General features: G+C 66.0%; 29 protein-coding genes. 20 read left to right on the top strand and 9 right to left on the bottom strand.

Annotated features, from left to right (window positions below; all coding sequences use genetic code 11):
* The first annotated feature begins 6 nt into the window (after positions 1-6).
* From CX676_RS15355 to CX676_RS15325, 7 genes are read left to right on the top strand one after another with little or no spacing between them, the layout of a single operon-like run.
* Complete coding sequence (locus CX676_RS15355; protein ID WP_101753395.1) at positions 7-921, top strand: thioredoxin family protein; 915 nt, start codon at positions 7-9, stop codon at positions 919-921.
* Entirely contained in the window at positions 921-1,547 is a 627-nt protein-coding gene (locus CX676_RS15350; RefSeq protein ID WP_101753394.1) for an LON peptidase substrate-binding domain-containing protein, read from the top strand. The genes CX676_RS15355 and CX676_RS15350 overlap by 1 nt, the downstream gene beginning before the upstream one ends.
* Positions 1,544-1,765: a Trm112 family protein gene (locus CX676_RS15345; protein ID WP_101753393.1), complete on the top strand. Its 222-nt coding sequence runs from the start codon at positions 1,544-1,546 to the stop codon at positions 1,763-1,765. The genes CX676_RS15350 and CX676_RS15345 overlap by 4 nt, the downstream gene beginning before the upstream one ends.
* A complete protein-coding gene (locus CX676_RS15340) occupies positions 1,743-2,420 on the top strand; it encodes a rhomboid family intramembrane serine protease (protein WP_101753392.1) in 678 nt (225 codons plus the stop codon). The genes CX676_RS15345 and CX676_RS15340 overlap by 23 nt, the downstream gene beginning before the upstream one ends.
* A 34-nt stretch (positions 2,421-2,454) precedes the next feature.
* Positions 2,455-3,777, top strand: a complete 1,323-nt coding sequence (locus CX676_RS15335) for a histidine kinase (protein ID WP_198590211.1) — start codon at positions 2,455-2,457, stop codon at positions 3,775-3,777.
* Entirely contained in the window at positions 3,774-4,394 is a 621-nt protein-coding gene (locus CX676_RS15330) for a response regulator transcription factor (RefSeq protein WP_101753390.1), read from the top strand. Before CX676_RS15335 ends, CX676_RS15330 begins: the two co-directional genes overlap by 4 nt.
* Entirely contained in the window at positions 4,394-5,560 is a 1,167-nt protein-coding gene (locus tag CX676_RS15325) for a glycosyltransferase family 61 protein (protein WP_101753389.1), read from the top strand. The genes CX676_RS15330 and CX676_RS15325 overlap by 1 nt, the downstream gene beginning before the upstream one ends.
* Before the next feature lie 5 nt (positions 5,561-5,565).
* On the opposite strand, the gene CX676_RS15320 is transcribed toward CX676_RS15325, so the two are convergent.
* Both CX676_RS15320 and CX676_RS15315 read right to left on the bottom strand, forming a co-directional pair.
* Positions 5,566-6,834 (bottom strand): hypothetical protein, encoded by a 1,269-nt coding sequence (locus tag CX676_RS15320; protein WP_101753388.1) that lies wholly within the window; start codon positions 6,832-6,834, stop codon positions 5,566-5,568.
* Positions 6,831-9,035 (bottom strand): hypothetical protein, encoded by a 2,205-nt coding sequence (locus tag CX676_RS15315; RefSeq protein ID WP_101753387.1) that lies wholly within the window; start codon positions 9,033-9,035, stop codon positions 6,831-6,833. The genes CX676_RS15320 and CX676_RS15315 overlap by 4 nt, the downstream gene beginning before the upstream one ends.
* Before the next feature lie 130 nt (positions 9,036-9,165).
* Here CX676_RS15315 and CX676_RS15310 point away from each other — a divergent pair, with 130 nt between their 5' ends.
* From CX676_RS15310 to CX676_RS15285, 6 genes are all read left to right on the top strand, one after another.
* Positions 9,166-9,684 carry a DUF2478 domain-containing protein gene (locus CX676_RS15310; RefSeq protein WP_101753386.1) on the top strand — a complete coding sequence of 173 codons (519 nt, stop codon included), beginning with the start codon at positions 9,166-9,168 and terminating at the stop codon, positions 9,682-9,684.
* A complete protein-coding gene (locus CX676_RS15305; protein WP_101753385.1) occupies positions 9,681-9,944 on the top strand; it encodes a sulfurtransferase TusA family protein in 264 nt (87 codons plus the stop codon). Before CX676_RS15310 ends, CX676_RS15305 begins: the two co-directional genes overlap by 4 nt.
* A 38-nt stretch (positions 9,945-9,982) precedes the next feature.
* Positions 9,983-10,963, top strand: coding sequence for an iron exporter MbfA (mbfA, locus tag CX676_RS15300; protein WP_101753384.1), 981 nt, complete (start codon positions 9,983-9,985; stop codon positions 10,961-10,963).
* A 20-nt stretch (positions 10,964-10,983) separates the two neighbouring features.
* Positions 10,984-11,655, top strand: coding sequence for a nitroreductase family protein (locus CX676_RS15295; RefSeq protein ID WP_101753383.1), 672 nt, complete (start codon positions 10,984-10,986; stop codon positions 11,653-11,655).
* Complete coding sequence (locus CX676_RS15290; protein WP_101753382.1) at positions 11,655-12,581, top strand: AEC family transporter; 927 nt, start codon at positions 11,655-11,657, stop codon at positions 12,579-12,581. The genes CX676_RS15295 and CX676_RS15290 overlap by 1 nt, the downstream gene beginning before the upstream one ends.
* Positions 12,582-12,645: 64 nt before the next feature.
* On the top strand, positions 12,646-13,446 hold the full coding sequence (locus CX676_RS15285; RefSeq protein ID WP_101753381.1) for a crotonase/enoyl-CoA hydratase family protein: 801 nt from the start codon (positions 12,646-12,648) through the stop codon (positions 13,444-13,446).
* Between the two features lie 162 nt (positions 13,447-13,608).
* Here CX676_RS15285 and CX676_RS15280 read toward each other — a convergent pair whose 3' ends face one another.
* Both CX676_RS15280 and dapD read right to left on the bottom strand, forming a co-directional pair.
* The gene (locus tag CX676_RS15280) at positions 13,609-14,064 is read right to left on the bottom strand and encodes a YaiI/YqxD family protein (RefSeq protein WP_101753380.1); all 456 of its coding nucleotides are present in this window, start codon (positions 14,062-14,064) and stop codon (positions 13,609-13,611) included.
* Positions 14,065-14,886 (bottom strand): 2,3,4,5-tetrahydropyridine-2,6-dicarboxylate N-succinyltransferase, encoded by an 822-nt coding sequence (gene dapD, locus CX676_RS15275; RefSeq protein ID WP_101753379.1) that lies wholly within the window; start codon positions 14,884-14,886, stop codon positions 14,065-14,067. It lies immediately after the preceding gene.
* A 104-nt stretch (positions 14,887-14,990) separates the two neighbouring features.
* On the opposite strand from dapD, the gene CX676_RS15270 reads away from it, so the two are divergent.
* A complete protein-coding gene (locus tag CX676_RS15270) occupies positions 14,991-15,818 on the top strand; it encodes an LOG family protein (RefSeq protein ID WP_101754372.1) in 828 nt (275 codons plus the stop codon).
* A gap of 398 nt (positions 15,819-16,216) precedes the next feature.
* A complete protein-coding gene (locus CX676_RS15265; RefSeq protein WP_157935961.1) occupies positions 16,217-17,149 on the top strand; it encodes a phosphatidylglycerol lysyltransferase domain-containing protein in 933 nt (310 codons plus the stop codon).
* A gap of 37 nt (positions 17,150-17,186) precedes the next feature.
* On the opposite strand, the gene CX676_RS15260 is transcribed toward CX676_RS15265, so the two are convergent.
* Positions 17,187-18,131 carry a hypothetical protein gene (locus tag CX676_RS15260; protein WP_101753377.1) on the bottom strand — a complete coding sequence of 315 codons (945 nt, stop codon included), beginning with the start codon at positions 18,129-18,131 and terminating at the stop codon, positions 17,187-17,189.
* A 60-nt stretch (positions 18,132-18,191) separates the two neighbouring features.
* Between CX676_RS15260 and CX676_RS15255 the strand changes: the two genes are divergently transcribed.
* On the top strand, positions 18,192-18,695 hold the full coding sequence (locus tag CX676_RS15255) for a MarR family winged helix-turn-helix transcriptional regulator (RefSeq protein WP_101753376.1): 504 nt from the start codon (positions 18,192-18,194) through the stop codon (positions 18,693-18,695).
* On the opposite strand, the gene rlmN is transcribed toward CX676_RS15255, so the two are convergent.
* Both rlmN and CX676_RS15245 read right to left on the bottom strand, forming a co-directional pair.
* A complete protein-coding gene (gene rlmN / locus CX676_RS15250; protein WP_101753375.1) occupies positions 18,692-19,864 on the bottom strand; it encodes a 23S rRNA (adenine(2503)-C(2))-methyltransferase RlmN in 1,173 nt (390 codons plus the stop codon). The two genes, CX676_RS15255 and rlmN, sit on opposite strands and share 4 nt — an antisense overlap.
* 134 nt (positions 19,865-19,998) lie before the next feature.
* Positions 19,999-20,496: an invasion associated locus B family protein gene (locus CX676_RS15245; RefSeq protein ID WP_101753374.1), complete on the bottom strand. Its 498-nt coding sequence runs from the start codon at positions 20,494-20,496 to the stop codon at positions 19,999-20,001.
* A gap of 174 nt (positions 20,497-20,670) precedes the next feature.
* Here CX676_RS15245 and CX676_RS15240 point away from each other — a divergent pair, with 174 nt between their 5' ends.
* A complete protein-coding gene (locus CX676_RS15240; RefSeq protein ID WP_101753373.1) occupies positions 20,671-21,657 on the top strand; it encodes an asparaginase in 987 nt (328 codons plus the stop codon).
* A 69-nt stretch (positions 21,658-21,726) separates the two neighbouring features.
* Here CX676_RS15240 and CX676_RS15235 read toward each other — a convergent pair whose 3' ends face one another.
* Both CX676_RS15235 and CX676_RS15230 read right to left on the bottom strand, forming a co-directional pair.
* Complete coding sequence (locus CX676_RS15235; protein ID WP_232816478.1) at positions 21,727-21,972, bottom strand: hypothetical protein; 246 nt, start codon at positions 21,970-21,972, stop codon at positions 21,727-21,729.
* A gap of 332 nt (positions 21,973-22,304) precedes the next feature.
* Positions 22,305-23,099, bottom strand: coding sequence for an ABC transporter permease (locus tag CX676_RS15230; RefSeq protein WP_232816477.1), 795 nt, complete (start codon positions 23,097-23,099; stop codon positions 22,305-22,307).
* Between the two features lie 161 nt (positions 23,100-23,260).
* Here CX676_RS15230 and cysQ point away from each other — a divergent pair, with 161 nt between their 5' ends.
* The 3 genes from cysQ (at position 23,261) to CX676_RS15215 (ending at position 25,918) form a co-directional block, all read left to right on the top strand.
* Complete coding sequence (gene cysQ / locus CX676_RS15225) at positions 23,261-24,058, top strand: 3'(2'),5'-bisphosphate nucleotidase CysQ (protein ID WP_101753370.1); 798 nt, start codon at positions 23,261-23,263, stop codon at positions 24,056-24,058.
* 3 nt (positions 24,059-24,061) lie between these two features.
* Entirely contained in the window at positions 24,062-24,862 is an 801-nt protein-coding gene (locus CX676_RS15220) for a 3-deoxy-manno-octulosonate cytidylyltransferase (RefSeq protein ID WP_101753369.1), read from the top strand.
* A 159-nt stretch (positions 24,863-25,021) separates the two neighbouring features.
* On the top strand, positions 25,022-25,918 hold the full coding sequence (locus tag CX676_RS15215; protein WP_101753368.1) for a UTP--glucose-1-phosphate uridylyltransferase: 897 nt from the start codon (positions 25,022-25,024) through the stop codon (positions 25,916-25,918).

Genomic DNA, 25,918 nt, shown 5'->3' with positions numbered 1-25,918 from the left:
GACGCGATGCTGACCCTTGGTTCCGAACCCGCCGCCGCCCCTGCCGCCAGCGATTTCATCAAGGATGTGACCGAGGCCAGTTTCATGGCCGAGGTGGTCGACATGTCGATGACCGTGCCGGTCATCGTCGATTTCTGGGCGCCCTGGTGCGGCCCCTGCAAGACGCTTGGCCCCCAGCTCGAGGCCGAGGTCGCCCGCCACAAGGGCCGGGTGCGCATGGCCAAGGTGAATGTCGACGAGAACCAGATGATCGCCGGGCAGCTCAGGGTGCAGTCGATCCCGACCGTCTATGCCTTCTTCCAGGGCCAGCCGGTCGACGCCTTCCAGGGCGCGATCCCGCAAAGCCAGATCAAGCAATTCGTCGACAAGCTCGTCGCGCTTGGCGGCGATGATGGCGGGCTGGCCGATGCGTTGGCCGCCGCCGAGGCGATGCTGGAGGAAGGCGCGGCAGAGGACGCGGCCGAAACCTTCGCCGCCATCGCCGAGGAAGACCCCGAGAACCCGCAGGCCTGGGGCGGACTGATCCGGTCCCATCTGGCCAAGGGTGACGCCGATGCCGCCGCCGCCGCGCTGGACCAAGTGCCCGCCGCGATCACCGGCAGCGGCCCGATCGAGGCCGCCCGCGCGCAGCTGCAACTGGCCCGTCAGGCCGCCGATGCCGGACCGCTGGCCGAACTGCAGGCCAAGGTCGATGCCGACCCCGCCGACCAGCAGGCGCGGCTGGAACTGGCACAGGCGCTGCATGCCGCGGGCGAAGTGGAGCAGGCCACCGAGGTGCTGCTGGAGAGCTTCCGCCGTGACCGCGAGTGGAACGAGGGCGCGGCCAAGGCGCAATTGCTGACCATCTTCGACAGCCTCAAGCCCACTGATCCGCTGGCCCAGAAAGGCCGCCGTCGGCTGTCCTCGCTGATCTTTGCGTGATGCGCACGCCGCATCCCCTTCCTGAGCGTATTCCCCTCTTTCCCTTGCCGGGGGCGCTTCTTCTGCCGCGCGCCCGGTTGCCTTTGCAGATCTTCGAGCCACGCTATCTGCAGATGCTCGAGGATACGCTGAAATCCGGCCACCGGATGATCGGGATGATCCAGCCGCACGAGGACGGGCTGGCCGGGGTTGGCTGCGCCGGCCGCGTCGTCGCCTTCAGCGAGACCGACAACAACCGCATGCTGATCCAGCTACGCGCCGTGTCGCGCTTTCGGCTGATCGAGGCCGAGGAGGGATTTCAGCCCTACCTGACCGGTCGCGCCGACTGGAGCGGATTCGGCATCGATCTGGGCGGCACCGAGACCGACCCCGAATTCCAGCGCGGGCCCTTTCTCGAGCGGCTGAAACGCTTCATGGAAGAACGCGAGCTGTCGACGGACTGGGAAAATGCCAGCGCCGCCGAGACCGAGACGTTGATCAACTCGCTGTCCATGCTGCTGCCCTTGGATGTGGAGGAAAAGCAGGCGCTGCTGGAAGCCCCGACCCTGGCCGAGCGGCGGGCGCTCTTGGACGGGCTGATCGAATATGCGCTGCGCAGCGGCGAGCACGAGGAACGACTGCAATGACTGACGACACCGCCGCACCCGCACCGGGATTTGACCGCCACATGCTCGAGGCGCTGGTCTGCCCGGTCACGCATACGCTGCTGCACTATGACCCCGACCGGCAGGAACTGGTGTCGCGCGCAGCCGGCCTTGCCTTTCCTATCCGGCAGGGGATTCCGATCATGCTGATCGACGAGGCCCGCCAGATCAAGACCGATGACGACCGGCCGCAAGGCTGAGGCGGGCGGAGCGATGGAGGCCGGCACCGGCACATGGCGGCAATTGCCGGGATGGGTGACCGGGCTGATCCTGCTCTGCTGCGGGATAGAACTGCTGATCGTGGCGCTGCAGCTGACCGGCTGGGCCGATGCGCGCGGCATGGCGACCGTCTATGGCGGCTTCTGGTCGCGGCTGTTCCACGATCTCTGGCCGGTCTACCCTGGACAGCAACTGGCGATGTTCTTCAGCTATGGCCTGCTGCATGGCGGCATCCTGCATCTGGCGATGAACATGGTCTCGCTGGCGGTCGTGGCGCGCGAACTGGCCAAGCTGACCGGGCCGGGGGTCATGCTGCTGGTCTACCTGATCTGCCAGATCGCCGCAGCCGGCCTGTTTGCCCTGATGGCCCCGGCCGCCGGACCGATGGTCGGCGCATCGGGCGCGGTCTTCGGCCTTGCCGGGGCGCTGGTCGGCCTGGTCGCCATCCGCCGCCGCCAGCGCGGCCAGCCGATGGGGCCGTTGTGGCGGGCGGTGGCGAACATCGTGGTGCTCAACCTGGGCCTGACGCTGCTGGTCCCGGCCATCGCCTGGCAGGCGCATCTGGGCGGCGCGGTGACGGGTCTGGCGCTGGGTCTGTGGATCGGTCGCGCACAGCCTGCGTCAACCCGACGATAGACGAAGCCACCGGCTTCGGCCAAACATGGCGGCCATGACACGGTTGACCCTGACCCAACGCATCCTGAGCGTGATTTTCGCCATCCAGCTGATGCTGCTGGTGGTCTTGACGCTGTTCAGCCTGCAGAACCTGCGCCAGACCGTCACCAGCGAGTTGCGCACCGGGGTCGAAACCGCCCGCTCGCTGGTGCTGGCGACCATCGGCACGATGCAGGACGCGGTGCCGTTGGACCGCCTGATGGCCACGCTGCCCGAGCGGCTGGTCTCGCCGCGCAATGCCGCCATCACCATTCTCGACGCGCGCGACGGGGCCCTGCACCAGGTCACGCCCGCCGCCGGCGTCACCACAGCGGCACCACTGTGGTTCGCCCGCCTGATCGCGCCTGAGCCGCAGGAAACCCGCCTGCCGGTGGTGATCGAGCGGCGGATGCTGGGCTATGTCTCGATCACCGCCGACCCGACGGCGCAGATTGTCACGGCCTGGCAGGACATGCGCCGGATCCTCGGGCTGACGGCGCTGGCCGCGCTTCTGCAGGGGGCGCTGATCGTCTGGCTGACCCGGCGGGCGCTGCGCCCGGTGGGCGATATCGCCGCGCGGCTGACCGACCTGACGCAGGGCCGGCTGGAAGCGCGCGTTGGCCCGCTGCCGCAGCCCGACCTCGCCCCGATCGGGCGTGGAGTCGATCTTCTGGGCGCGGCGCTGGAACAGGCCCGAGCCGAGCGCGAGCACCTGCAGCGCCAAGTGGTGACCCGCACCGATGACGAGCGCAAGGCCATCGCCCGCGACCTGCATGACGAGATGGGCCCCTGCCTCTTTGGCCTCAGGGTCGAGGCCGATGCCCTGCGCCAGCGCAGCGACGACCCGGCGATCCGCGACCATGCCGAGGCCATCACCGCCATCGCCGACGAGATCAGCCGGGTGAACCGGGCGCTCTTGGACGACCTGCGCCCCGCGCCGCTGGGGCAATTGCCGCTGGCGACCGTTCTCAAGGGCCATGTCCAGGACCTTGCCGGCCGTTTTCCCGACACCGGGATCCGCATCAGCATCCCGCCCGACCTGCCCGAACCAGACGAGGCCACCGCCCTGACCCTGTTCCGCATCCTGCAGGAGGGCACGACCAACGCCCTTCGCCACGCCGGCGCAGGCCGGATCACCGCCACCTTGGGATCCGATCCCACCCATTGGACCATGACCGTCCGCGATGATGGCAAGGGCATCGCCCCCGGCACCCCGCGCGGCACCGGCCTCTCGGGCATGGCCGAGCGGATCGCGCTTCTGGCTGGCAGGCTGGACATCAGTTCGGATAGAACGGGGACGACACTGACCGCCGCATTGCCGAGGGGCCGTAACCGATGAAATCCGCGCTGGTTGTCGATGACCACCCGATCACCCATCTGGGGGCCGGCCGGCTGCTGCGCGAGCTGGGCTATGACGACATCCACCAGGCGATGAATGCGCGCGAAGCCATGCAGCAGGCCCGCGATCGGCAGCCCGGGCTGATCGTCCTGGACATCACCCTGCCCGATGGCGACGGGCTGTCGATGATCGGCGATCTGCTGGTGGCGGTTCCCGGCACCCGCATTCTCGTCTTCTCCATGAATGACCAGACCGGCTTTGCCGCCCGCGCCATCGAGGCAGGGGCACATGGTTTCCTGTCGAAAAACGCCCCGCCCGAGGAATTCCGGCAGGCCATCCGGGCGCAGGAAGCGGGCGAATTCTACCTGAACCCGAAACATGCCATCGCGCTTGCCACCATGCGCGCGGGCGCGGGCGCCGATCCGCTGGCGCAACTGAGCCAGCGCGAGACCGAGGTGCTGCGCCAGATCGGTCAGGGGCAGAGCCTGCAGGCCATCGCCGATGAGTTGGGGGTCAGCTACAAGACCGTCGCGAATACCTCGTCTGCCCTGAAGAAGAAGCTGGCGGTAGATGGCATGAACGGGCTGATGCGCATCGCCCTTGAACGGGGCGTCTGATGGGTCTGGATCTCGATGATACGAAACGGTCGATTGTCATCGTCGACAATGCCATCATCGTGCCGCCCCCGCGCGGCATGGGTGGCAACAACAACCGCTTCCAGTCCTCGGGCGTGCTGACCGCCGAGGGCGAGATGGTCGAGAACTCGATCACCTGGGGCGAGGGACGGCAGGTCAACCTGGCGCCCGAGATGCCCGATCCGGCCACCATCGAGCACCTGCCCGGCCAGCATATGTTCGGCGGTATGCTGTTCGGCCATTTCGGGCATTTCCTCGTCGAATCCACCACCCGCCTCTGGGCGCTGGACGAGCTGCGCCCGGCGATCCAGAGCATCGTCTATACCCCCAAGATCAATGCCCGCCCGATGCAGTTCGTCCGCCAGTTCCGGCCGCTGTTCAACGTGCTGGGCGCGACCGTGCCGATCCGGTCGACGCCGGTTCCCCTGCGGGTCGACCGGCTGTTCGTCCCACGGCAGGGCTTTGGCCAGTTCGAGTTGATGCGCGGGTCCGAGGCATTTCGCAGCTATATGCGCCGCTTTGCCGGCCGGACCGTCCCTGCCAAGGGAGCTGAAAAGATCTATATCTCGCGCTCGGGCCTCGCACGGGACCGGGGCGGGATCATCGGCGAATGGCTGTTGGAAGAACAGCTGAAGGCCGAGGGCTTCGAGATCTATCACCCGCAGAACCACCCGCTGCTGGACCAGGTGGCGCAATACAAGGCGGCGAAGATGATCGTGGCCTGCGACTGCTCGCCGCTGCACCTGGTGGGCTTTGTCGGCAATGCCGAGCAGAAGGTCGCCATCATCAAGCGCCGCAGCATGGACCTGATCCCGCATTTCGTCGACCAGCTGCGCCTGTTCCAGAACATCGACGCCTTCGAGGTGGACGTGCTGGTCGAGGACTGGCTGCCCTATCCCGACAAGCGCCCCGGCCGCCGCTCTTGCGGCGAGATCAGCTTTGCCCGGCTTGGCGCGGCGCTGGCAGAGAAGGGCATGATCTCGGGCCGTACAACCTGGCGCGACATTTCGGATGCCGAACGCGAGGACGAGCGCGAGCGCCTGCGAGTGCTGCATGACGGCACCCCGTTCCACCGGATGCTGAACCGCGAGAAATACCTGGCCGGCCAGCAGGAGGGCACGGTCCGGGGCGACAACAAGTTCGCCTGACCGGATCAGCCCTGTTCCATCTCGGCAAAGGGAATGCTGAAACCCGGCACCCATTGGTGAATCCGCCGCCCCGGCAGAACCATCGAGTCAAGCGCCCGCACGCTGCGCCAGCCGCCGCGACCTGCGGGCAGGGGGGAGTCGCTGCGGCGATCATCCCTGCGCACAATCTGAAAGGCATAATCCAGACTCGCGCACGCAGACATGGAGGGAGGCTGGTCAAGTTGCACCCGGACGCTGCGTGGGCCGGACTGCACCACCCCGATCACCCGGCAGCGCGCGGCATGAGAGGCGCTGAACCCCTCGACCGTAAGTTCGGCGTCCGAAATGCCTGCGATCAGCTCGAAATCTGTACTGCCGGGAAGGTGAAGCTCGACCGTTGAATCCCTCAGAAAAGCCTGAGGGGGACCGGGGGCGTCAAGCATCCAGCCCAGATCGCCTTTCGCGCCCGCGTCGCGCGCCAGCAGATGCGCCGCCGCAGTGCCAAAATGCTCTCCGAACAGCACCCGTGCCTCGCTGGTGTAATGGATCAGATCATCCAGTGGATAGGCATAACCCGCGCCGATCAGATGGGCATTGGAACGGCTGCTGGCCACCTCGCGCATCGCCAACCGGCAATGCCAGTTGTTACCGCTTCCCATGCTGGAGGTTCCCGCAGGATCGAGGATCAACCAATGCACCGGCAGATCAAACTCGGCAGCGAATCCTGCCACACGGTCGATCAGTCGCTCGAGATTCTGGCGGTAGATCTCCTTTGGGGTACCTCGATCCGCCTCGCCATGGACAAAATTGACAATGATCCGGCTGAGCGGCGCACCTGCTTGCAGCGCCAGGGTCGCGGAGATGCGGATCGCGCTCGACAGATTCAGCAATATCTGTGAATCGGTGCCGTCCACATTGCTCAGAATGCCTTCGACGTGGAGGCCGTTCTTCGCAACAGTCCCATGAAAGCGACGCCCCCCGCGGCCCTCCGCGCGCACGATGACATGACGAGGCGCTCCAATGCCAGTTTCATGCAACAGTCGGGCTGCCGCCGCGATCTGAAAGGACTGGTAGTTGCGACATTTCACGGTTTCATAGGACGCCGCTCCGGCCGGTACCAGCGCCGTTGCCTCCTGTAAGGGGCTTGCGCCAAGCAGACCCCGAAAGGCATGGCCATCATTGAAGGTCACGATCCGCGGATCGCCAAACGCCTCACAGGGCAGAGCCGGTGCCGCCGGATAGAGATCGGCATTCGACTGGCCATAGGCCAGAAGCAGCACGGAATGATCGGTCATTTGGGCTCTGTTCCCTCGGGCTCGACCGCCACGATCCCCAAGACCGCCTGTACCGCCTTCAGATCACCGGCGGGCACGCCGCCGCCATCCAGCGCCGCCTGAGCGCGGGCGCGGGCCTCGTCGGTCCGGCCCTCGCGGTAGAGAAGCTGCGCCGCAAGGGCACCGGCGGCGCGATGCGGGCCGGCCTCGTCGGCAAGTCGGGTCAACCGATCCAGATGCGGGAAGGGACGACCCTGGCGCAGGGCACGACGCACCACGGCGGTCAGGTGCATCTCGGCCCAGCCGGTCTCATCGAGCAGCCGGTCATAAAGCGCCTCGGCCTCGTCCTCGCGCTTCAGCCGGTCCAGCAATTGCACATGCTTGGGAATGAAGACCGGATAGGGCGTCGTGCCTGCCGGATTGGCGCGCTCGAAATGGGTCAGCGCAACCTCGTTCTCGCCCTCGCGCATGATGGTGATGGCCAGCAGTCCGGCATAGACGGGTTCGTCGGGCCATTGCTTGGCCAGTCGTGCGAACCAATACCGCGCGCGTTGATACTTCCGCAGGTGCAGCAGGTTCAGCGCGAAACGCTGTGTCGCCCAACGGTTCTCTTCCAAGGGCGCGTCATGGGCCATCTCGGCTGCGAGCGACAGCGCCGATTCCGGGTCGGGACCCTCCATCTCGATCTGGCTGCGGAAACTCTTCAGCGCCCGTTCGGCGGCCGTTCCCCTGATCTCGTCCTGCGCCTCGACTGCCAGCACCTTCTCGCGCAGCTCGGCATCGGCACTGGCGGCGGTCAGCGGGCCGCGAAAGGTGTTCGACAGGAAATGTCGCGTTTCCCAGACAAGGCTGCGCATCTCGACCCGCTTCTGCGGCTCGCCGCGCGACAGGCTGATCAGGTCCAGCACCAGCGGATCGAAGGGATAAAGCGGCGCGGACGGACGCGGATCAGCCAGCAGCCACAGACGCACCGCCTCGGCTGCAAAAGCCTGCATCGGCCAAGTATAAAGCGCGCGGCGCAAAAGCGGCGTCGCGGCTTCGGCCTCGCCCACGCGCAGATGCAGCAGCGCCTGCATGGTGTCGATCTCGCTCAGCACATGTGGCAAGGGGATCATCGCGTCGCGGGCCTGCCGACCGGTCTCGGCCAGCGCCGCCATGTCGCCGGCGCGAAAGGCATCCTCACCGCGCATCCGGTACAGCAGCGGCACGGTATTGCCCTGGTCCAGCTGCCGGTCCAGCATCTCGGACAAATCCCCTGCGCGGTCCTGAAGGTCCAGCCAGCGGCGCAGATGCACCGTAGCCTGGGCGATCTCGCCATCATTGAGGAAACTCTCGGGCTGGCCCTCCAGCCGCGCCTGCATCGCGACCATCGCCTGTTCCATCGCCTGGTCGGTCAGCGACTGGCCGACATCGGCGATCGGCACCGCGCCGATGGCGGCGGCCACGCGAGAAAAGCCGCTCATCTCGGGCGCGACGATCAGGGCGGCGCGCGACATGGCGTAAAGTTCGAGGAAATCGAATTGCAGCGATTCCAGATCCTCAAGCCGGATCAGGTCGCTCAGCCGCATCGCCCCGGGCTGGCGCTCGACCAGCCAGTCAATCGAGGCCGGCGTGTCCGAAATCAGCAGCGCCGGGCGATCCGGCCCGACGCCCGATTGACGCATGTGCTCCAGGTAGATCTCGGGCGGGACATACTTGTTCGGCCAGGCCTTGCCGCGGGCGCGATAGCTGCTGGTCACGTCACCGTGGCGGATGTGATAGGCCGTCACCTGCCGCCCGGCAAAGGCGGCATCGATCCGCGCCATGACATCCTTCACCCGGTCGGTGAAGGTGATTATCCCCATCGCCTCGCGATAGTCGCGCGCCACCTCGCCCGGGTCTTCGCCCATCAGCGCGACCGGTCCGGTGGCCTCTTCGATGAAATAGTCGGAGGCCGGATCGGCCTGCTGAACGAACTCTTCCGGCGTCAGGTGCTGGAAGCGGTGGGCCGGGATGATCGAGACGCGGCGGGGACGAAACTCGGCCTCGGGGATGAAATAGGCCTCGGAAAATTCCGGCGCGAAGAGGCAGGCAAACTGCGAAACATTGGTGCGCTGATCCTGCGAGGGCCAAAAGACGCGCAGCTTCGCGCCGGTCAACTGTGCGAGCCGCAGGGCGCTGAGCAGTGGAATCAGCCGCGCACCCAGCCCGTCATTGCGCGACATCAGGATATTCGGGACCATTGCACCTTGTGTCTGATTTCTTCCCATTCTGCTCTCGCATAGCCTGTATCCCCGGCCCTGTCACGCCGGGCGGCGGCTTGCGCTTTCGGCCCGCTGGCCTATCCTGCGGCGGAAGAATGGAGATATTGCCATGCTCGGATGCTTTACCTTGCCCGATGCCGAACCGGGCGCGGCCGATCAGCTGCTGACCGATCTGGCCGAGAACCTGTCGCGGCAGGGCCTGCGGGTGGTCGGGGCGCTTCAGGTCAATTCCGGCGGCAGCGCCGATTGCGCCTGCGACATGGACCTGCGCGTCCTTGGCGATACGGGGCCGATGATCCGCATTTCGCAATCCCTGGGGCCGGGCGCGGTGGCCTGCAGGCTGGATTCCGGCGCGCTACAGACCGCTGCCGGGCGCGTCTCGGCCCGGCTGACCGAGGGCGCAGACATCTGTATTCTCCCGAAATTCGGCAAGCAGGAGGCGCTGGGGCTGGGGTTTCGCGACGTGATCGCAGAGGCGCTGCACGAAGGCGTGCCGGTTCTGATCCATGTGCCGATCGAACAGCGCGCGCCCTTCGACGCCTTCGCCGGCGAGCTCGCCGAATGGGTCGATCCCGCGGGTCTGGCCGAGTGGAGCCAGCGCGCGGTGCGTCAGGGCAAGGCTGCATGATCGAGACCGAGCCCGGCGACGAGGTCGATGCGCGCGGCCTGCTGTGCCCGCTGCCGGTCCTGCGGCTGCGCAAACGGCTCATGTCCGCGCCACCGGGAACACGTCTGCGGCTGATCGCCACGGACCCGGCGGCGGTGGTCGATGTGCCTCATTTCTGTGCAGAAGGCGGGCATGTCATGGTCGAGATGCGCGATCTCGGCGATGGCGCGCGTGAATTCACCGTCGAACGCGGACAGGTTTCCCGACCCGCCACTCGCTGAACGCACTCCCAAATCGAATTTCACCCCGGGAGGGGGACATGACGAGCTTTTCCTTTTCCGGCCGCAAGAAATTCTCGGAACTGTCCGAGCAGGAGGTGCTGGCGCTGGCGATTTCCTCGGAAGAGGATGACGCCCGCATCTATCGCAACTGGGCCTCCTTCCTGCGCACGGATTACGCCGCCACCGCCGCGATTTTCGACGGCATGGCCGAGGAAGAGGATGGCCACCGCCAGCAGTTGATCGCGGCGCATCTCGCCCGCTTTGGCGAGGCGATCCCGCTGATCCGGCGCGAGCATGTGGCGGGTTATTACCACCGCCGCCCGGCCTGGATGATGCAGAACCTGTCGCTGGACACGATTCGCGCCGAGTCGGCGGTGATGGAGCGCGCGGCGGCCGAGTTCTATACCCATGCCGCCCAACGCAGCAGCGATGCCGCGACGCGCAAGCTGCTGGGTGACCTCGCAGCAGCCGAGCAGGGCCACGAGACCCGCGCCGAAGAGCTGAGCGACGAACACCTGACCCGTGAGGCACGCGAGACCGAGGCCAAGACCGCGCATCGGGATTTCGTGCTGACCTGGGTGCAGCCGGGGCTGGCCGGGCTGATGGACGGCTCGGTCTCGACCCTCGCCCCGATCTTCGCCACCGCCTTCGCCACGCAGGACACCGGCACGACCTTCCTCGTGGGCTTGGCCGCCAGCCTTGGCGCCGGCATCAGCATGGGCTTTACCGAGGCCGCCTCCGATGACGGCGTCGTCTCGGGGCGCGGTTCGCCGATCAAACGCGGCATCTCCTCGGGCGTGATGACCGCGCTTGGCGGTTTGGGTCACGCCCTGCCCTATCTGATCCCGCATTTCTGGACCGCCACGATCATCGCCATGATCGTCGTCTTCGTCGAGCTTTGGGCCATCGCCTGGATCCAGAACCGCTATATGCAGACGCCATTCTGGCGTGCCGCCTTGCAAGTGGTGGTCGGCGGTGGTTTGGTCTTTGCAACCGGGGTGCTGATCGGATCGGGCTGACCCCAGATCGAGGGGTCGAGATGAGCTATGTGCCGCTGCCGCTGCCGGACCGCCTGCAGCTTTCGCCCGAGGACTCGCTGGCCTCGGCCCGCGCTTTCCGCGACCATATGCGCCGGCGGCATTCGGTGCGCGACTTCGCCCCCGACCCGGTGGACCGCGCGGTGATCGAAGCCTGCATCGAGGCCGCCGGCACCGCCCCCTCGGGCGCGAACCAGCAGCCCTGGCATTTCGTCGCCATCTCGGACCCCGCCATGAAGGCCCGCATCCGCGACGCGGCGGAAGAGGAGGAGCGCGCCTTCTATGCCGGCGGTGGCGGCGATGAATGGCTGGCGGCGCTGGAGCCGGTGGGCACCGGGCCGGAAAAGCCGCATCTGACCATCGCGCCCTGGCTGATCGTGGTCTTCGCGCAGCGCTGGGGCACGGATGCCGAGGGTCAGCGGCACAAGCATTACTATGTTCCCGAAAGCGTCGGCATCGCCTGCGGCATGCTGATCACGGCGATCCACCATGCCGGGCTGGTGACGCTGGAACATACGCCCAATCCGATGAAGTTCCTGAACGAGCTGTGCCTGCGGCCCGAGAACGAGAAGGCGCTGATGATCCTACCGGTGGGCCTGCCCTCGGCCGCGGCGACCGTGCCGGCTGCCGCCAAGCGCAAGAAGCCGCTGGCCGAGATCATGTCGGTCTTCTGATGCTGGCGATCTTCCTGAAGACGCTGCCCTTCTTCGGCCTGATCGGGCTGGGCTGGCTGGCCGCGCGCACCCGGTTCTTCCCGGAAGCAGGCGCGGTCTGGCTGACCAAGTTCGTCTTCTTCTTCGCCCTCTCGGCCATGCTGTTCCGCTTTGCGGCCAATCTCGACCTCGCCGCGCTCTTCGATCTGCGCTTCGTGCTGGCCTATCTGATCGGCTCATCGCTGGTCTGGGTCATCGGCATGGCCGCCGCGCTGTGGCGCAAGCTGCCCTTGCCCGAGGCGGCGATGGAGGCGCAATGCTGCATGACCGGCAATACCGGCTTTCTGGGCGTGCCGATGCTGGTGGTGCTCTTGGGCGAACGCGCCGCCGGGCCGGTGCTGATGGTCCTGACCATCGACATGCTGGTTTTCTCGACGCTCATCACGCTGATCATCCATGCCTCGCGCAGCGGCGGGCTGCGGCTGGCGACGCTGAGGCCGATCCTGATGGGCATTGTCGGCAATCCGATGATCCTGTCGATGGTGGCGGGGTTGCTCTGGTCGCAGTTCCACCTGCCCATGCCCGGCCCGCTGGACGAGTTCCTGTCGATCCTCGGCGCCGCCGCCACGCCCGGGGCCCTCTTCGCCATCGGCGCCAGCCTCGCCGGACGCAAGGCCGCGCGGCTGCTGGCCTCGGGCTGGCTCAGCGCGGCCAAGCTGGTCCTGCACCCGGCTGCCGTGGGCATTGCCGCGATCCTGCTGGCGGTCGAGCCCTTTGCCGCCGGCGTCATGGTCGCCGCCGCCGCCCTGCCGGTGGCCGGCAATGTCTATATCCTTGCCCAGTATTTCGGCGTGGCGCAGCAGCGGGTGTCGACCGCGATCCTGATCTCGACCGCCGCCAGCATTGTCACCGTGCCGCTGGTCATGCTGCTGATCGGACAGGCCTGACCCCTTCACCCGGCGGGCGAAGCGGGTTACGGCTGGGGCCGGTTTCAGCGTGACGGGGGAAAAGATGCGCAAGATCGAAGACCTGCAATTGCAGAACATCCTGCTCGAGGTGGACGCCGACGGCATCGCCACGGTCACCCTGAACCGCCCGACCAAGCGCAATGCGCTGGATCTGGCGACCATCGACGAGCTGGTGGACATCTTCACCACCCTGCCCCGCGCCGGCATCCGCGCCGCGATCCTGCGCGCCAATGGCGATCATTTCAGCGCCGGGCTGGATCTGGTGGAGCATCACCGCGAGGAACGTTCGGCCAGCGATTTCATGCATGTCTGCCTGCGCTGGCACGAGGCCTTCAACAAGATGGAATATGGCGGCGTCCCGATCATCGCCGTGCTGAAGGGTGCGGTCGTGGGCGGCGGGCTGGAACTGGCCTCGGCCGCGCATATCCGCGTGGCCTCGCAGGATAGCTATTTCGGCCTGCCCGAGGGCCAGCGCGGCTTGTTCACCGGCGGCGGCGCGACGATCCGCGTGGCCGACCTGATCGGCAAGGCGCGGATGATCGACATGATGCTGTCGGGCCGCCTCTATCGCGGCCAGGAGGCGGTGGATGTCGGCCTCTGCCAGTATCTCGTCGACGATGCCGAGGCCAAGGCCTGGGAGATCGCCCGCAACGCCGCCAAGAACCCGCCTTTGTCGAACTTCGCCATCTGCTCGGCCATCAGCCACATGCAGAACATGTCGGCGCTGGATGCCGCCTATGCCGAGGCGGTGGTGGCGGGCGTGGTGAACACGCAAGAGGCGGCAAAGGAACGGCTGGCGGCGTTTGCCGGGGGCACGGCGCAGAAGATCAAGCCGCAGGGGTAATAGTCGAACAGAGGGCCAGCGCCGACCCGTGGGGTGGCATCGCGGCGGTGGGCCGACGCGGTTTATGGTGCCAAGGCCCTCGTCTGGCTGAACTCGGGGCTGACGCACCCAAGCGCCGACCCGGGGGACGGGCCGGCGCTGGCCCGGCGGGAATGAGCGAGTTCAGCTTTGGCGCAGGGCAGCGCCCAGCACCCGATCCAGCCCCTGCAGGAACCGCGCCCGTTCGGACTTGCCGAACCCCTTGCCGCCGCCCTGATGGAAGGGATCGGCTGACCGGATATCGGCCATCAGGTCGCGCGTGGCGAGGCGCGGGCCGATATTGGCGACACTCAGCACCTCGCCGTCATGCTGGATGACCTGCGCCCCGGCCTTCAAACAGCGGTCGGCCAGCGGCAGGTCGCTGGTCACCAGCACGTCGCCGGGACCGCATGCTTCGGCGATCCACTTGTCGGCCTCGTCCGGGCCCTCGGCCACGATCTTCAGCGTCACCAGCGGGTTCTGTGGCGGACGCAGCCCGCCATTGCAGACCAGCACCATCGGAACGCGCAGCCGCGTGGCCACGCGCTCGGCCTCGGCCTTCACCGGGCAGGCATCGGCGTCGATGTAGAGCGTCGTCACTTAGTCGCGCAGCAATTCGTTGATCGAGGTCTTGCTGCGGGTCTTGGCGTCCACCCGCTTCACGATCACCGCGCAATAGAGGTTGATGCCGTTCTTCGAGGGCATCGAGCCGGCGACGACCACCGAACCCGCCGGCACCTCGCCATACATGACCGCACCGGTCTCGCGGTCTACGATCTTGGTCGACTGGCCGATGAAGACGCCCATGCCCAGCACCGAGCCCTCGCGGACGATGCAGCCCTCGACCACTTCCGAGCGCGCACCGATGAAGCAGTCATCCTCGATGATGGTCGGGCCGGCCTGCAGCGGCTCCAGCACGCCGCCGATACCGACACCGCCGGACAGGTGGACGTTCTTGCCGATCTGCGCGCAGGAACCGACGGTGGCCCAGGTGTCGACCATGGTGCCCTCGCCCACATGCGCGCCGAGGTTCACGAAGGACGGCATCAGCACCGCGCCCTTGGCGATGAAGGCCGAGCGGCGCACGATGGCGCCCGGCACGGCGCGGAAGCCGGCCGCCCGCCACTGGTTGTCGCCCCAGCCCTCGAACTTGGTCGGCACCTTGTCCCACCAGTTCGACCCCTGCGGCGCGCCCGACATCTCGGCCATGTCGTTCAGGCGGAAGCCCAGAAGCACCGCCTTTTTCGCCCATTGGTTCACATGCCAGTCATTGCCGCGCTTTTCCGCCACGCGCAGCGTGCCATTGTCCAGCCGGTTCAGCGCCTCTTCCACCGCTTCGCGCAACTCGCCCTTGGTGGCCGGGGTGATCTCGGCACGGTGTTCCCAGGCAGCTTCGATGGCGTTTTCCAGTGCGGCGGTCATGGCAGGCCTCTCTTCGGGTGGTGTTAGGGTTTCATCGGCTATAAGCGTGGAAGCCACGGCGCGCAATCGCCGCGCCCCCAATGCCCGAGGATCACGAGGATCAGATGAGCAAGGACGAAGACCGCGCCCACCCCTTCCGCGCCAGCCACCAGGACGCCGCCGCGGCGAAGGAGACGCCCGACACGCCGCAGACCCGGGCCCCGGCCTATCGCCTTGCTTTCAGTGACCCCGAATTCCTGCTGCGCGAAGAACTGCGGCCGGTTCGCTTCCAGCTGGAACTGCTGAAGCCGCAGATGATCATGGACGAGCGCGGCATCGAATCGACCGTGGTGATGTTCGGCGGCGCGCGCATCCCCTCGCCGCAGAATGCCGACAAGGCCCGGACCAAGACGCTGCGGGAGCTGTCGAAATATTACGAGGAGGCGCGGCGCTTTGCCTATCTGATGACCGAGCGCAGCCAGGCCACCTATGGCCGCGAATTCGTCATCTGCACCGGCGGCGGCCCCGGGGTGATGGAGGCCGGCAATCAGGGCGCCGACGAGGCCGGGGGTCAGTCCATCGGACTGAACATCGTCCTGCCGCATGAACAGGCGCCGAACCCGTTTGTGACGCCCGATCTCAGCTTCAACTTCCACTATTTCGCCATCCGCAAGATGCATTTCCTGATGCGCGCGGCGGCGATCACCGTCTTCCCCGGCGGCTTCGGGACGATGGACGAGTTGTTCGAAACGCTGACCCTGATCCAGACCGGTCGGATGACGCCGATCCCGATCCTGCTGTTCGGGCGTGAATTCTGGGACAAGGTGATCAACTGGCAGGCCCTGGCCGAGGCCGGGACGATCAGCGAAAGCGACCTGAAGCTGTTCCACTATGTCGAGACAGCAGATGAAGCGGTCGAGATCATCGACAATTGGCGCAAGAGCAAGGACTGATGTTCCTGTAGGGACCGCGCGCCCTGTCCTGCCCTTGCGACCAGCGGAAGGATGGACAGCATTTGCGTCGGCCAGATCGTCCGAAATTAGCCCGCAGCCATGGAAAAGAGGTTCGAAGAACGGTAGAATTATCGTTGTAATTGGTCATTAACTGGGTCGATTTTGCGATGGCTATCGAAACCCGCGGAATTCAAAGTGCATTTCACTGCGAAAATCGGCGAACTGAATTAGCCGGCCGCCCGCTTGGGAATCGCGGAACTGCCTGAAAATTCCACTGTCGCGGGCGTGATGCTTGACCTGGCATCAGACCTGGAAGCCTTGCAAGACCGGATCCTGCCATTCGGCGGGGTACCGCCCCGCCGCGCCTCGCTATCCCTGCTTCCCGCATGGAGGTGCAGATGAGCCTCGCTGAACCAATTTCCCGAGACCCGGCGCTCGACGGGCTCTCCCCGATCCTGGTCGCAGATGCCGATCTCATCCGCGACGCGGTGACGGAGGCGGGCGTTTCGGGATGGTCCTATTTCTTTCCTTACCTGCATTTCTTCAGCCATCTGACCGGCAGGGACCGGATCCTGTTTGAAACCGTGGGGGGATCGATCCTGGTCTACCGGCTGACGCGGAAGGCCGGGAAGCCGCGGATGTCGCTGCTGGTACCGCCTTTTCCCTTCTCGGCCGAGGCGCTCAGCCACGCCGGCGCACGGATGGCCGCGATGAACGGTGATCGCCGTCTGCGCATCCAGCGCGTTCCTGAGAAGGTCGCCCCGCAGATCGCGCGCGAGGGATTCCGGCTGCGCCTCAACGCGACCGAGTACATCTATGATGCCGAGGCGGTCACCCGGATGGCCGGCGGGCCCTATGCCTCGCTCCGCCGCAAGGTCGGTCACTACAACGGTGCGGACCTGACGGTTCGACCCTATGGCCCCGAGGATCGTGACGAGTGCAAGGCGCTGCTTGCCGCCTGGCGCAAGCGGCTCGGCGAGCGGGGAGTTAAGATCGGCCCCTACCGGACCTATACCAGACGTTGCCTCGAGGGTTCCGGAATCAGCCCGGAAATCCTGCGGGGCGAGGTCATCCGGGTCGATGGCGCCGTCGCCGCATTTACTTTTGGCGGGCCGATCAATGCCACCATGTCCAGCATGTTCATCACCGTATCCGACCACGATCAGCCGGGTCTTGCCTATCTGCAGCGCCAGCGCTTCATTGCCGGCAACGAGGGGGCGACGCCGCTGTTCAACGACTTCTGCGACAGCAAGCGGCCGGGGATCGCGCAGATGAAGCGCAGCTTCCGGCCGGTCTCGATGCACCCGCTGTTCAATGCAGTTCGCGGCTGATCCGGCTGCCTCGCTACCACCGGCAAGGCGGCGGAGATCATCGGCAGTCGGAAGCGACCGAAGTGCGCCGGGTCCTGAGCCGCAGTGGCCCGCGCCACAGCATCAGCACCACGGCAGCGGCGACGAGAAGCCCCGCCAGCAGGAAGCCACGCGGCAGCGCCTCGCCAAAGAGGATCGGAGCCGCACTGGCCCCGGTGACGGCGGCGACCGAGCCAAGAAGCGACAGGATGACCGGCCCACCGACCTTCTGCAGGATGAAATAGGCGATGTACTGCACGACAAACAGCAGGATATCGGCGATGAGCAGCAGTCGGACCCAGCCGTCCTCCCACAGTTGCGCCGGACTGCCCTCGAAAGCCAGCGCGAAGGGTAGGGTCATCGCGGCGCCCAGAAGCAGCAGCAGCGCAGCCAGTCCGACGGAGCCCGCCCCCTTGGGCCAGTAGCGGGTGCGATAGATATTGCCCACCGCCAGGATGAAAGGAATGGCGCTGGCCAGCAGCACCCAGCCCGCACCGCCCCGCCCGGCCAGACCCTCCAGCTTGCCGGTCGCGAGGATGAGGCCACCGGTAAGGCCCAGCAAAACCGCCAGAAAGCGGCGGGCGCTGCGCCCCTCCATCCCCAGCAGCCGCGCCAGAACCCATGTGAGCAGCGGCGGGAAGGCGAAGGTCAGCGCCACATAGCCCGCGCCCACATGCGCCACCGACAGATAGCCAAGCGCCGAGGGCAGCGCGGCAAAGACCCCTGCCCCGGCGGAATAGGGCAGAAGCTTCCGCCAGCCGTGCAATTGCCCCAAGGCCCCGGCGATGCCCAGTTGCACCACCCCGGCCAGCGCCATGACTACGGTCAGGAACCACAGCATCGGCGCCCCGGCCTCGGCCACGGACTTCGAGATCAGGATGATGGCGGCCATCGAGATGCCGGAGATCATCAGGCAGATCAGGATCAGCCCCGTGCTGCCTTGGGCCTGGGTAGGATTGCGCATTGCAGAAACCTCCGAGTCGATGATATTATCTTATCGGAAAGTAACTTGATGGCAAGATAAATGTCCGAACCCGATCGTGCTGCCCGTGCTGTCGCCCAATGGCGGCGGGAAATGCCGCAGATGGATGTCTCCGCCATGGAGGTGATCGGGCGGCTGAACGACCTTTCCGCCGTGATCGGCCGCGACCATCTGGAACCGCTTTTCGCCGGCTTCGGGCTGCAGCGTGGGGAATTCGACGTGCTGGCCACCCTGCGCCGCGCCGGCACGCCCTTCACCCTCACCCCCACCGATCTTTACGAGGCGACGATGATGACCTCGGGCGGGATGACGGCGCGGCTGGACCGGCTGGAAAAGCGCGGGCTGATCGCACGGCGACCCAACCCCGGGGACCGGCGCGGCACGCTGGTCAGCCTGACCGACGAGGGTCGAGAACTGGTCGAGGCGGCGGTCGTGCCCCATGCGGCGAACGAGAGGCGGATTCTCTCGGCGCTGACTCCCGAAGAACAGGCGCAGTTGAATGCGCTGCTGCGAAAGCTGCGGGCCGGTTTGCCAGACCCGGCTTAACCCGCCGCCTCCGCCGCGATCTGCGCCTTGGATTTCCGGCCGCGCTCGGTCGCGGATTTCAGCTGGCCGCAGGCGGCCATGATGTCCTCGCCGCGGGGCGTGCGGATCGGGCTGGCATAGCCGGCCTTGTGGACGATATCGGCAAAGGCCTCGATCCGCTCCCAGCTCGAGCGCTTGTAGGGCGCGCCGGGCCATTCGTTGAAGGGGATCAGGTTGATCTTGGCCGGAATGCCCTGGATCAGCTTGACCAGCCGGCGCGCGTCGGCGTCGCTGTCATTCACCCCGTCCAGCATCACATATTCAAAGGTGATCCGCTCGCTGTTCGACAGGCGGGGATACTCGCGCAGTGCATCCAGCAGCGTGGCGATGTTCCAGCGCTTGTTGATCGGCACCAGCTTGTCGCGCACCTCGTCGGTGGTGGCGTGGAAGCTGACGGCCAGCAGGCAGCCGATTTCCTCTGCGGTGCGGGCGATCTCGGGCACGACGCCACTGGTCGAGAGCGTGATCCGGCGGCGCGAGAGGCTCAGCCCCTCGTTATCCATCACCACCTTCATCGCGTCGCGCACGCCCTCGAAATTGTACAAGGGCTCGCCCATGCCCATCAGCACGACATTGCTGATCAGCCGGGTCTCGTCCTTGGGCGCGCCCTGAACCGGCCATTCCTCCAGATCGTCGCGCGCCACCATCAGCTGGCCGACGATCTCGCCGGGGGTCAGGTTGCGCACCAGCTTCTGCGTGCCGGTATGGCAGAAGGAGCAGGTCAGCGTGCAGCCGACCTGCGACGACACGCACAGCGTGCCGCGATTCTCTTCGGGAATGTAAACCGCCTCGACCTCGTGGCCGCCGGCGATGCGCAGCAGATACTTGCGGGTGCCGTCGGCGCTGACCTGCCGGGTCACCACCTCGGGCAGCGCGATCTCGAACTTTTCGGCCAACAGCGCGCGGTAATCCTTGGCCAGGTTGGTCATCAGCGCGAAATCGCGGACGCCCCAGTGATAGATCCACTGCCAGACCTGCCCCACCCGCATCTTCGCCTGCTTTTCCGGTGTGCCGGCGGCGATAAGCGCCTCGCGCAGCTGGTCGCGGGTCAGGCCCACGATATTCGTGCGACCGCCCTCGGGCAGCTTGCGGGGAATGGTCAGGACATCCTGCGTGATCGGGGCGGACATGGGGTTACCGGCAATTGGGAAAGACCTGCAGATAAGGGAAAAGGGCCGGCAATTCAACCGACCCTTTCATCCGTGCCGAAATAACCCGACGGAGTCGCCGAAAGGCGACGGGCGCAGCGCCCCGAACCCGCCGGTTACTTGCAGCGTTCCTTCGCCGTATTGGTCGCGGCGGTGATGCCCGACAGGCTGAACGTGTCCTGCGTCTGGGTGCCGCGCGACGAACGGCCGGTGATCGTCGCCGACGAGCCCGCGCGCAGCGCACCGATTAGCTTGCCGTCTTCCGACGGGCTGCCGGTCCAGGCGCTTTCGCCCTCGGTGAACAGGTTGAACTTCTGCCCGCCGATATCGACCTCGACGGTCGAGTCGGGCGCGAAGGGATAACCGCCGGTGAACGAGACCTCGCCATCCTGCCCCGGGCGATAGGCGATATACAGCCGGATGTCGCTGCGCGTCACCTCGACTGCCTGGCCGTCGCGGGTGTTGACCGTCGACTTCGGCGGCGACACCGCCCAGCATTCCTTGGGGCTGTCAGCGGCGAAGACGGTCCAGTCGCCCTCGGTCGCCACGACGTTGTTGGATTCCTGTGCCTGCGCGGCGGTCAGACCGCCGGCGGCTACTGCAATGGCCAACATGCCGCGCAGCGTAAATGGTTTCATGCTCTGGCCTCCTGCCAAATCGCCTGTTTGCCGGCGTTGTTTCCGATTGCGATGGTGTTTTCAACCGACTGCCGGCAGGATAGCCCAAAATCGACGGCGCGAAAAAGGCCCATTGGCGGGAAATCGCGCAATTGTCAGGGGAAATTTGGAATGTCGGCTGTTGATCTGATCGAGTTGTGGCGCGGCGGGATGCTGGAAAGCGTGCATCGCGGTCACGCGGTGATCTGCGACCCCTCGGGCGTGGTCGAGGCCTGGGGCGATCCCGGGGCGGTGATCTTTCCGCGCTCGTCCTGCAAGATGATCCAGGCCCTGCCCCTGCTGGAGAGCGGCGCGGCAGCGGCGGCCGGGTTGCGCCCCGAACAGCTGGCCCTGTCCTGCGCCAGCCATAACGGTGCCGCCATCCATGTCGAGCGGGTGGATAGCTGGCTGAAGAACCGCGGGCTGTCGGAACGCGACCTGCGCTGCGGCTCGCATATGCCGGGCGACCGGATCGAGGCGGCGCGGCTGACCTGCGCAGGGGCCAGCCCCTGCCAATTGCACAACAACTGCTCGGGCAAGCATGCGGGCTTCCTCACGCTGAACCAGCATCTCGGCGGCAATTCGGAATATGTCGAGCTTGATCATCCGGTGCAGCTGGCCTGCAAGGCCGCCTTCGAAGAGGTGACGGGCGAGACCAGCCCCGGTTTCGGCATCGATGGATGCTCGGCCCCGAACCATGCCGGCACGATCACCGGGCTTGCCCGCGCCATGGCCGCCTTTGCCGCCCCCGGCGGCGGGGCGCGGGGCGAGGCAATGGCCTCGCTGGTCCAGGCGATGTGCGCCTTTCCCGAACTCGTCGCCGGCGAGGGCCGCGCCTGCACGGCGCTGATGCGGGCGATGCAGGGCCGTGTCGCGGTGAAGACCGGGGCCGAGGCGGTCTTTGTCGCCATCATTCCCGAGAAGAAGCTGGGCGTGGCACTGAAGATCCTCGACGGCGGCACCCGGGCCAGCGAGGCGGCGATCACCGCCCTGCTGGTGCATCTGGGTGTGCTCGACGCGGGTCATCCGGTGGTCGAGACCTATCTGACCGGCGACCAGAAGAACTGGCGCGGCATCGTCACCGGCCAGCTGCGGCGGGCCAAGGGCTTTCCGGCCTGAGACGGGCTGCTTCGGATCGGCACGCCGACCAATTCCCTGCAGGAGGAGAATGGCCGGCCCTCTAGCCTCCTAGCCGCCGGATTTGACGCGGACACCCTCTTGGCGGCACAGATTGTCGGCGGTTTCGACATCCATGCTGTTGGGACGACTGGTCGCCCGATCCCAGATGACCTGCTCATGAGTGTAAAGCTGGCAGGTGACCGGCCCCGCCTCGGTCTGGACGACAACCGGCGTCGTTTCATATTCGCGCGGATCGAGCGAACAGGCGGCAAGCGAAAGGATCGCCGAAGCGATCAGAACTGGTTTAACAAACATCCTCATTGTCCTTCATGACTGCCCTTCGGGCCAGAACGATGCCCGGCGCAATGGGCAGCGTCGCGAATCGCCACGCGCCGTCGCACCGGGACGGGATCAGTCAAACACCTCAGACTACTGGCACATAAGAGAAAATGGCTGAAATTGTCGAAACCTGTCCTTCTGGATCAGTCGGACAGCGCTCGAGAGCCCGCGATACGCGGATTAGATGACTCCAGCTTATTTGATTCAACCGCTCACCCTCAGTCAGCCGTGGCGAGTCGCCCCCTGATTCCACCGCAAGCCCTGGCCGCCTCCCGGCTCGGAAGCGACAATCCGGCAAGCTCGCGCCGTTACTTGCCCGCGCTCCAGCTGGCCGAGACGCTGTTGCGGGTGGTGAATTCGGCCATCAGACCGATCATCGTCACCGCGATGGTGAAGTAGATCGGATATTCCAGATTGGTCTTGTGCGGGACATAGTTGATGAAGGCGAAGCCGCGCATCTGGTCGATGATGTGGAACAGCGGGTTCCACTCGAAATAGGGCAGCATGAAGTTGGGCAGGGTATTGGCGACGAACATCTTGCCCGAGGCGATCATGTTCAGCCGCGAATAGATGGTGGTCAAAAGCCCCGCAGCCTTGGGCGCCCAGGGCCGGATCGACAGGAAAACCAGACCCACAGCGCAGCCCGACAGCCAGGCCAGCACCAGCAGCGCCAGGCAGGCGACCCAGTCATTGACGACGACGGGCGTCACGATGGCATGATAGGCCCACAGGATGACGATGCAGCTGAGCACCTGCTTGTAGAGCACCGCGATGGCGGCACCGGCGATCATGACGGCAGAACTCATCGGCCCGTGCTTGGTCATTCCCGAGGTCAGCGCGCCCGAGCTCGACACCGCAGCGGTGCCCTGGACATGGGTGACGAACACAAAGATCCCGGTCATGATGAAGACCATGAAATCGCCGCGGATGGGCGAGGTCCGGACGCCGATGACGTAGTAGAGCAGGAAGAACGCCACCACCATCAGCGAGGATTGGATGATGGTCAGCAGCAGGCCGATCAGCGGATTGGTGTGTTCCTTGCGCAGGTTGTAGACGATCTGGAAATAGATCAGCAGCAGCGTGTTATACGCCGCCTCGAGCATGTTCCGGTTGCGATGCTGAACGAACAACGGCGAGTAAACCCGGGCTAAGGCCAATGCGCCGGGGGCGCTTGCTCATCCCCGGTCGCGCGATCATAAGTGGGGAAAGGTGAAGATTCAATCAGCGGCGGCTGTGGTCGCCCTGGCAGAAAAGGCAGGACTTTATGGAATTCGACCGATTGTCAGCCGAGATGCGCCGGCTTGCGCTGGCGGCAGGCGCGAAGATCATGGACATCTATGACGCCGAGGATTTCGAGGTACGTTCCAAGTCCGATGCCTCGCCCGTCACCGAGGCGGACGAGGCAGCAGACGCGCTGATCTCGGCCGGGCTGCGCGCGGCCTTTCCCGACATCGCGCTGGTGACCGAGGAACAGGCCGCGACGCATGAGGTGACGGCAACCAGCTTCCTGATCGTCGACCCGCTGGACGGCACCAAGGAATTCGTCCAGCGTCGCGGCGATTTCACCGTCAACATCGCCTATGTCGAGAACGGCGTACCGCTGCGCGGGGTGGTCTATGCCCCGGCCAAGGGGCGGCTTTTCTATACCACCGCTGACGGCCGATCGATCGAGGAGATGGGGCCCTTCGGCGAGACGCCGGGCGAGACCCATCCGATCGGGGTCAACCCGATGCCCGACAATCGCGGGCTGATGGTGGTGGCGTCGAAATCGCACCGCGACGCGGCGACCGATGACTACATCGCCCGCTACGGCGTGCGCGACATGACCAGCGCCGGATCGTCGCTGAAGTTCTGCCTTGTGGCCACGGGCGAGGCCGACCTGTATCCACGGCTTGGCCGGACGATGGAATGGGACACGGCAGCCGGCGATGCGGTGCTGCGCGGTGCCGGCGGCGAGGTGGTGCGTTTCGACGACCATACGCCGCTGACCTATGGCAAGCCGGCCTTCGAAAACCCCTTCTTCATCGCCTTCGCGCCGGGCGTGCTGCTGGTCAAGGACTGAGCCATGTCCGTGGTCATCATCATCCCCGCCCGCCACGCCTCGACCCGCTATCCGGGCAAGCCGCTGGTCCCGCTGAAGGGGGCGGGCGGGCAGGCCCGGACGCTGATCCGGCGCAGCTGGGATGCGGCAATGGCGGTGCCGGGCATCGACCGGGTGGTTGTCGCCACCGATGACGACCGCATTCGTGATCACGCCGAGGGCTTCGGCGCCGAGGTGGTGATGACCGCGACCACATGTCGCAACGGCACCGAGCGCTGCGCCGAGGCAGTCGCCAACCTGGGCATCTCGCCCGAGATCGTGGTGAACCTGCAGGGCGACGCGCCGCTGACGCCGGCGTGGTTCATCGAGGATCTGGTGCGCGGCCTGCGCGCCGCACCCGAGGCCGATCTGGCTACGCCGGTGCTGAACTGCGACGGAAGGATGCGCGCCGACCTGATCGCCGATCGCCGTGCCGGGCGGGTCGGTGGCACCACGGCGGTCTTTGGCCCCGACATGCACGCGCTCTATTTCACCAAGGAAGTCGTGCCCTTTGCAGCCGGCCCCTTTGCCGATGACGAGGAAACCCCGGTTCATCACCATGTCGGCGTCTATGCCTATCGCCCCGATGCGCTGGCCGCCTATGCCACCTGGCCCGAGGGCAAGCTGGAAAAGCTGGAAGGGCTGGAGCAGCTGCGCTTTCTGGAACAGGGGCGGCGGGTGCAGTGTGTCAGGGTCGAATCGCAGGGCCGTGAATTCTGGGAACTGAACAACCCCGAAGACGTTGCCAAGCTCGAGGCAATGATGGCCCGCATGGGCATCGACTAGGCAAGACCGTAGCGAGACAGCAGAATAACGCCGCAAACGCATTGCATTAAGCAGTAACCCCTTGGTGTATTGATGCCATTGGGTCGATATAAGATAAGGTTGCCGCGCGCGTCGCGGCCAGGCCGACGGCTGTTGGCAGCGATTGGCAGGAGACATGTGATGAGCCGCAAGGTTACCAAGGCGATCTTTCCGGTGGCGGGTCTGGGCACCCGATTCCTTCCGGCGACAAAGAGCATCCCGAAAGAGATCATGACCCTGGTTGACCGGCCGCTGATCCAGTACGCGATCGACGAGGCGCGGGCGGCCGGGATCAAGGAATTCATCTTCGTCACCTCGCGCGGCAAGGGCGCGCTGGAGGATTACTTCGACCACGCGCACGAGCTGGAAGCCAGCCTGAAGAAATCCGGCAAGACCGAGCTGCTGGAAACCCTGCGCGCCACCAACATGGAATCCGGCGCCATCGCCTATATCCGCCAGCACAAGGCGCTTGGCCTTGGCCATGCGGTCTGGTGCGCGCGGCGGCTTCTGTCCGAGGACGAACCCTTTGCTGTCATCCTGACCGATGACGTGATCATGGGCGAGCCGCCCTGCCTGCAGCAGATGATCGAGGCCTATCGCGAGACCGGCGGCAGCATGGTTGCCACGATGGAGGTCGCCCCCGAGAAGGCGTCAGCCTATGGCGTGCTGGACATTGCCGAGGACATGGGTGCCATCGTCAAGGCCAAGGGCATGGTCGAGAAGCCGGCACCGGGCACCGCGCCCTCGAACCTCGCCGTGATCGGCCGCTATATCCTGGCGCCGACGGTGATGCAGAACCTGAACAAGCTGAAGCAGGGTTCGGGCGGCGAGATCCAGCTGACCGATGCCATTGCCGACGAGATCGCCGAGGGGCGTGGCGTCTATGGCCTGCGCTTCCGTGGCCAGCGTTTCGACTGCGGCTCGAAGGCCGGCTTCCTGCAGGCGACCGTGGCCTTCGGCCTCGCCCGCGACGAGCTGAAGGACGAACTGGCCGAGTTCCTGACCGATGTCGTCTCGATGCGGCGCGCGGCCGAATAG

It is taken from the genome of Paracoccus zhejiangensis, assembly GCF_002847445.1.
In the GTDB taxonomy this organism is placed as follows: domain Bacteria; phylum Pseudomonadota; class Alphaproteobacteria; order Rhodobacterales; family Rhodobacteraceae; genus Paracoccus; species Paracoccus zhejiangensis.
This window is presented reverse-complemented; position numbering and strand designations above follow the sequence as displayed.

Excerpts from the sequence above, each read along its gene's own strand:
- CX676_RS15355 (WP_101753395.1), top strand. The coding sequence starts at position 7 with ATGCTGACCCTTGGTTCCGAACCCGCCGCCGCCCCTGCCGCCAGCGAT.
- CX676_RS15350 (WP_101753394.1), top strand. The coding sequence starts at position 921 with ATGCGCACGCCGCATCCCCTTCCTGAGCGTATTCCCCTCTTTCCCTTG.
- CX676_RS15345 (WP_101753393.1), top strand. The coding sequence starts at position 1,544 with ATGACTGACGACACCGCCGCACCCGCACCGGGATTTGACCGCCACATG.
- CX676_RS15340 (WP_101753392.1), top strand. The coding sequence starts at position 1,743 with ATGACGACCGGCCGCAAGGCTGAGGCGGGCGGAGCGATGGAGGCCGGC.
- CX676_RS15335 (WP_198590211.1), top strand. The coding sequence starts at position 2,455 with ATGACACGGTTGACCCTGACCCAACGCATCCTGAGCGTGATTTTCGCC.
- CX676_RS15330 (WP_101753390.1), top strand. The coding sequence starts at position 3,774 with ATGAAATCCGCGCTGGTTGTCGATGACCACCCGATCACCCATCTGGGG.
- CX676_RS15325 (WP_101753389.1), top strand. The coding sequence starts at position 4,394 with ATGGGTCTGGATCTCGATGATACGAAACGGTCGATTGTCATCGTCGAC.
- CX676_RS15320 (WP_101753388.1), bottom strand. The coding sequence starts at position 6,834 with ATGACCGATCATTCCGTGCTGCTTCTGGCCTATGGCCAGTCGAATGCC.
- CX676_RS15315 (WP_101753387.1), bottom strand. The coding sequence starts at position 9,035 with ATGGTCCCGAATATCCTGATGTCGCGCAATGACGGGCTGGGTGCGCGG.
- CX676_RS15310 (WP_101753386.1), top strand. The coding sequence starts at position 9,166 with ATGCTCGGATGCTTTACCTTGCCCGATGCCGAACCGGGCGCGGCCGAT.
- CX676_RS15305 (WP_101753385.1), top strand. The coding sequence starts at position 9,681 with ATGATCGAGACCGAGCCCGGCGACGAGGTCGATGCGCGCGGCCTGCTG.
- mbfA (WP_101753384.1), top strand. The coding sequence starts at position 9,983 with ATGACGAGCTTTTCCTTTTCCGGCCGCAAGAAATTCTCGGAACTGTCC.
- CX676_RS15295 (WP_101753383.1), top strand. The coding sequence starts at position 10,984 with ATGAGCTATGTGCCGCTGCCGCTGCCGGACCGCCTGCAGCTTTCGCCC.
- CX676_RS15290 (WP_101753382.1), top strand. The coding sequence starts at position 11,655 with ATGCTGGCGATCTTCCTGAAGACGCTGCCCTTCTTCGGCCTGATCGGG.
- CX676_RS15285 (WP_101753381.1), top strand. The coding sequence starts at position 12,646 with ATGCGCAAGATCGAAGACCTGCAATTGCAGAACATCCTGCTCGAGGTG.
- dapD (WP_101753379.1), bottom strand. The coding sequence starts at position 14,886 with ATGACCGCCGCACTGGAAAACGCCATCGAAGCTGCCTGGGAACACCGT.
- CX676_RS15270 (WP_101754372.1), top strand. The coding sequence starts at position 14,991 with ATGAGCAAGGACGAAGACCGCGCCCACCCCTTCCGCGCCAGCCACCAG.
- CX676_RS15265 (WP_157935961.1), top strand. The coding sequence starts at position 16,217 with ATGAGCCTCGCTGAACCAATTTCCCGAGACCCGGCGCTCGACGGGCTC.
- CX676_RS15260 (WP_101753377.1), bottom strand. The coding sequence starts at position 18,131 with ATGCGCAATCCTACCCAGGCCCAAGGCAGCACGGGGCTGATCCTGATC.
- CX676_RS15255 (WP_101753376.1), top strand. The coding sequence starts at position 18,192 with ATGTCCGAACCCGATCGTGCTGCCCGTGCTGTCGCCCAATGGCGGCGG.
- rlmN (WP_101753375.1), bottom strand. The coding sequence starts at position 19,864 with ATGTCCGCCCCGATCACGCAGGATGTCCTGACCATTCCCCGCAAGCTG.
- CX676_RS15245 (WP_101753374.1), bottom strand. The coding sequence starts at position 20,496 with ATGTTGGCCATTGCAGTAGCCGCCGGCGGTCTGACCGCCGCGCAGGCA.
- CX676_RS15240 (WP_101753373.1), top strand. The coding sequence starts at position 20,671 with ATGTCGGCTGTTGATCTGATCGAGTTGTGGCGCGGCGGGATGCTGGAA.
- CX676_RS15235 (WP_232816478.1), bottom strand. The coding sequence starts at position 21,972 with ATGTTTGTTAAACCAGTTCTGATCGCTTCGGCGATCCTTTCGCTTGCC.
- CX676_RS15230 (WP_232816477.1), bottom strand. The coding sequence starts at position 23,099 with ATGCTCGAGGCGGCGTATAACACGCTGCTGCTGATCTATTTCCAGATC.
- cysQ (WP_101753370.1), top strand. The coding sequence starts at position 23,261 with ATGGAATTCGACCGATTGTCAGCCGAGATGCGCCGGCTTGCGCTGGCG.
- CX676_RS15220 (WP_101753369.1), top strand. The coding sequence starts at position 24,062 with ATGTCCGTGGTCATCATCATCCCCGCCCGCCACGCCTCGACCCGCTAT.
- CX676_RS15215 (WP_101753368.1), top strand. The coding sequence starts at position 25,022 with ATGAGCCGCAAGGTTACCAAGGCGATCTTTCCGGTGGCGGGTCTGGGC.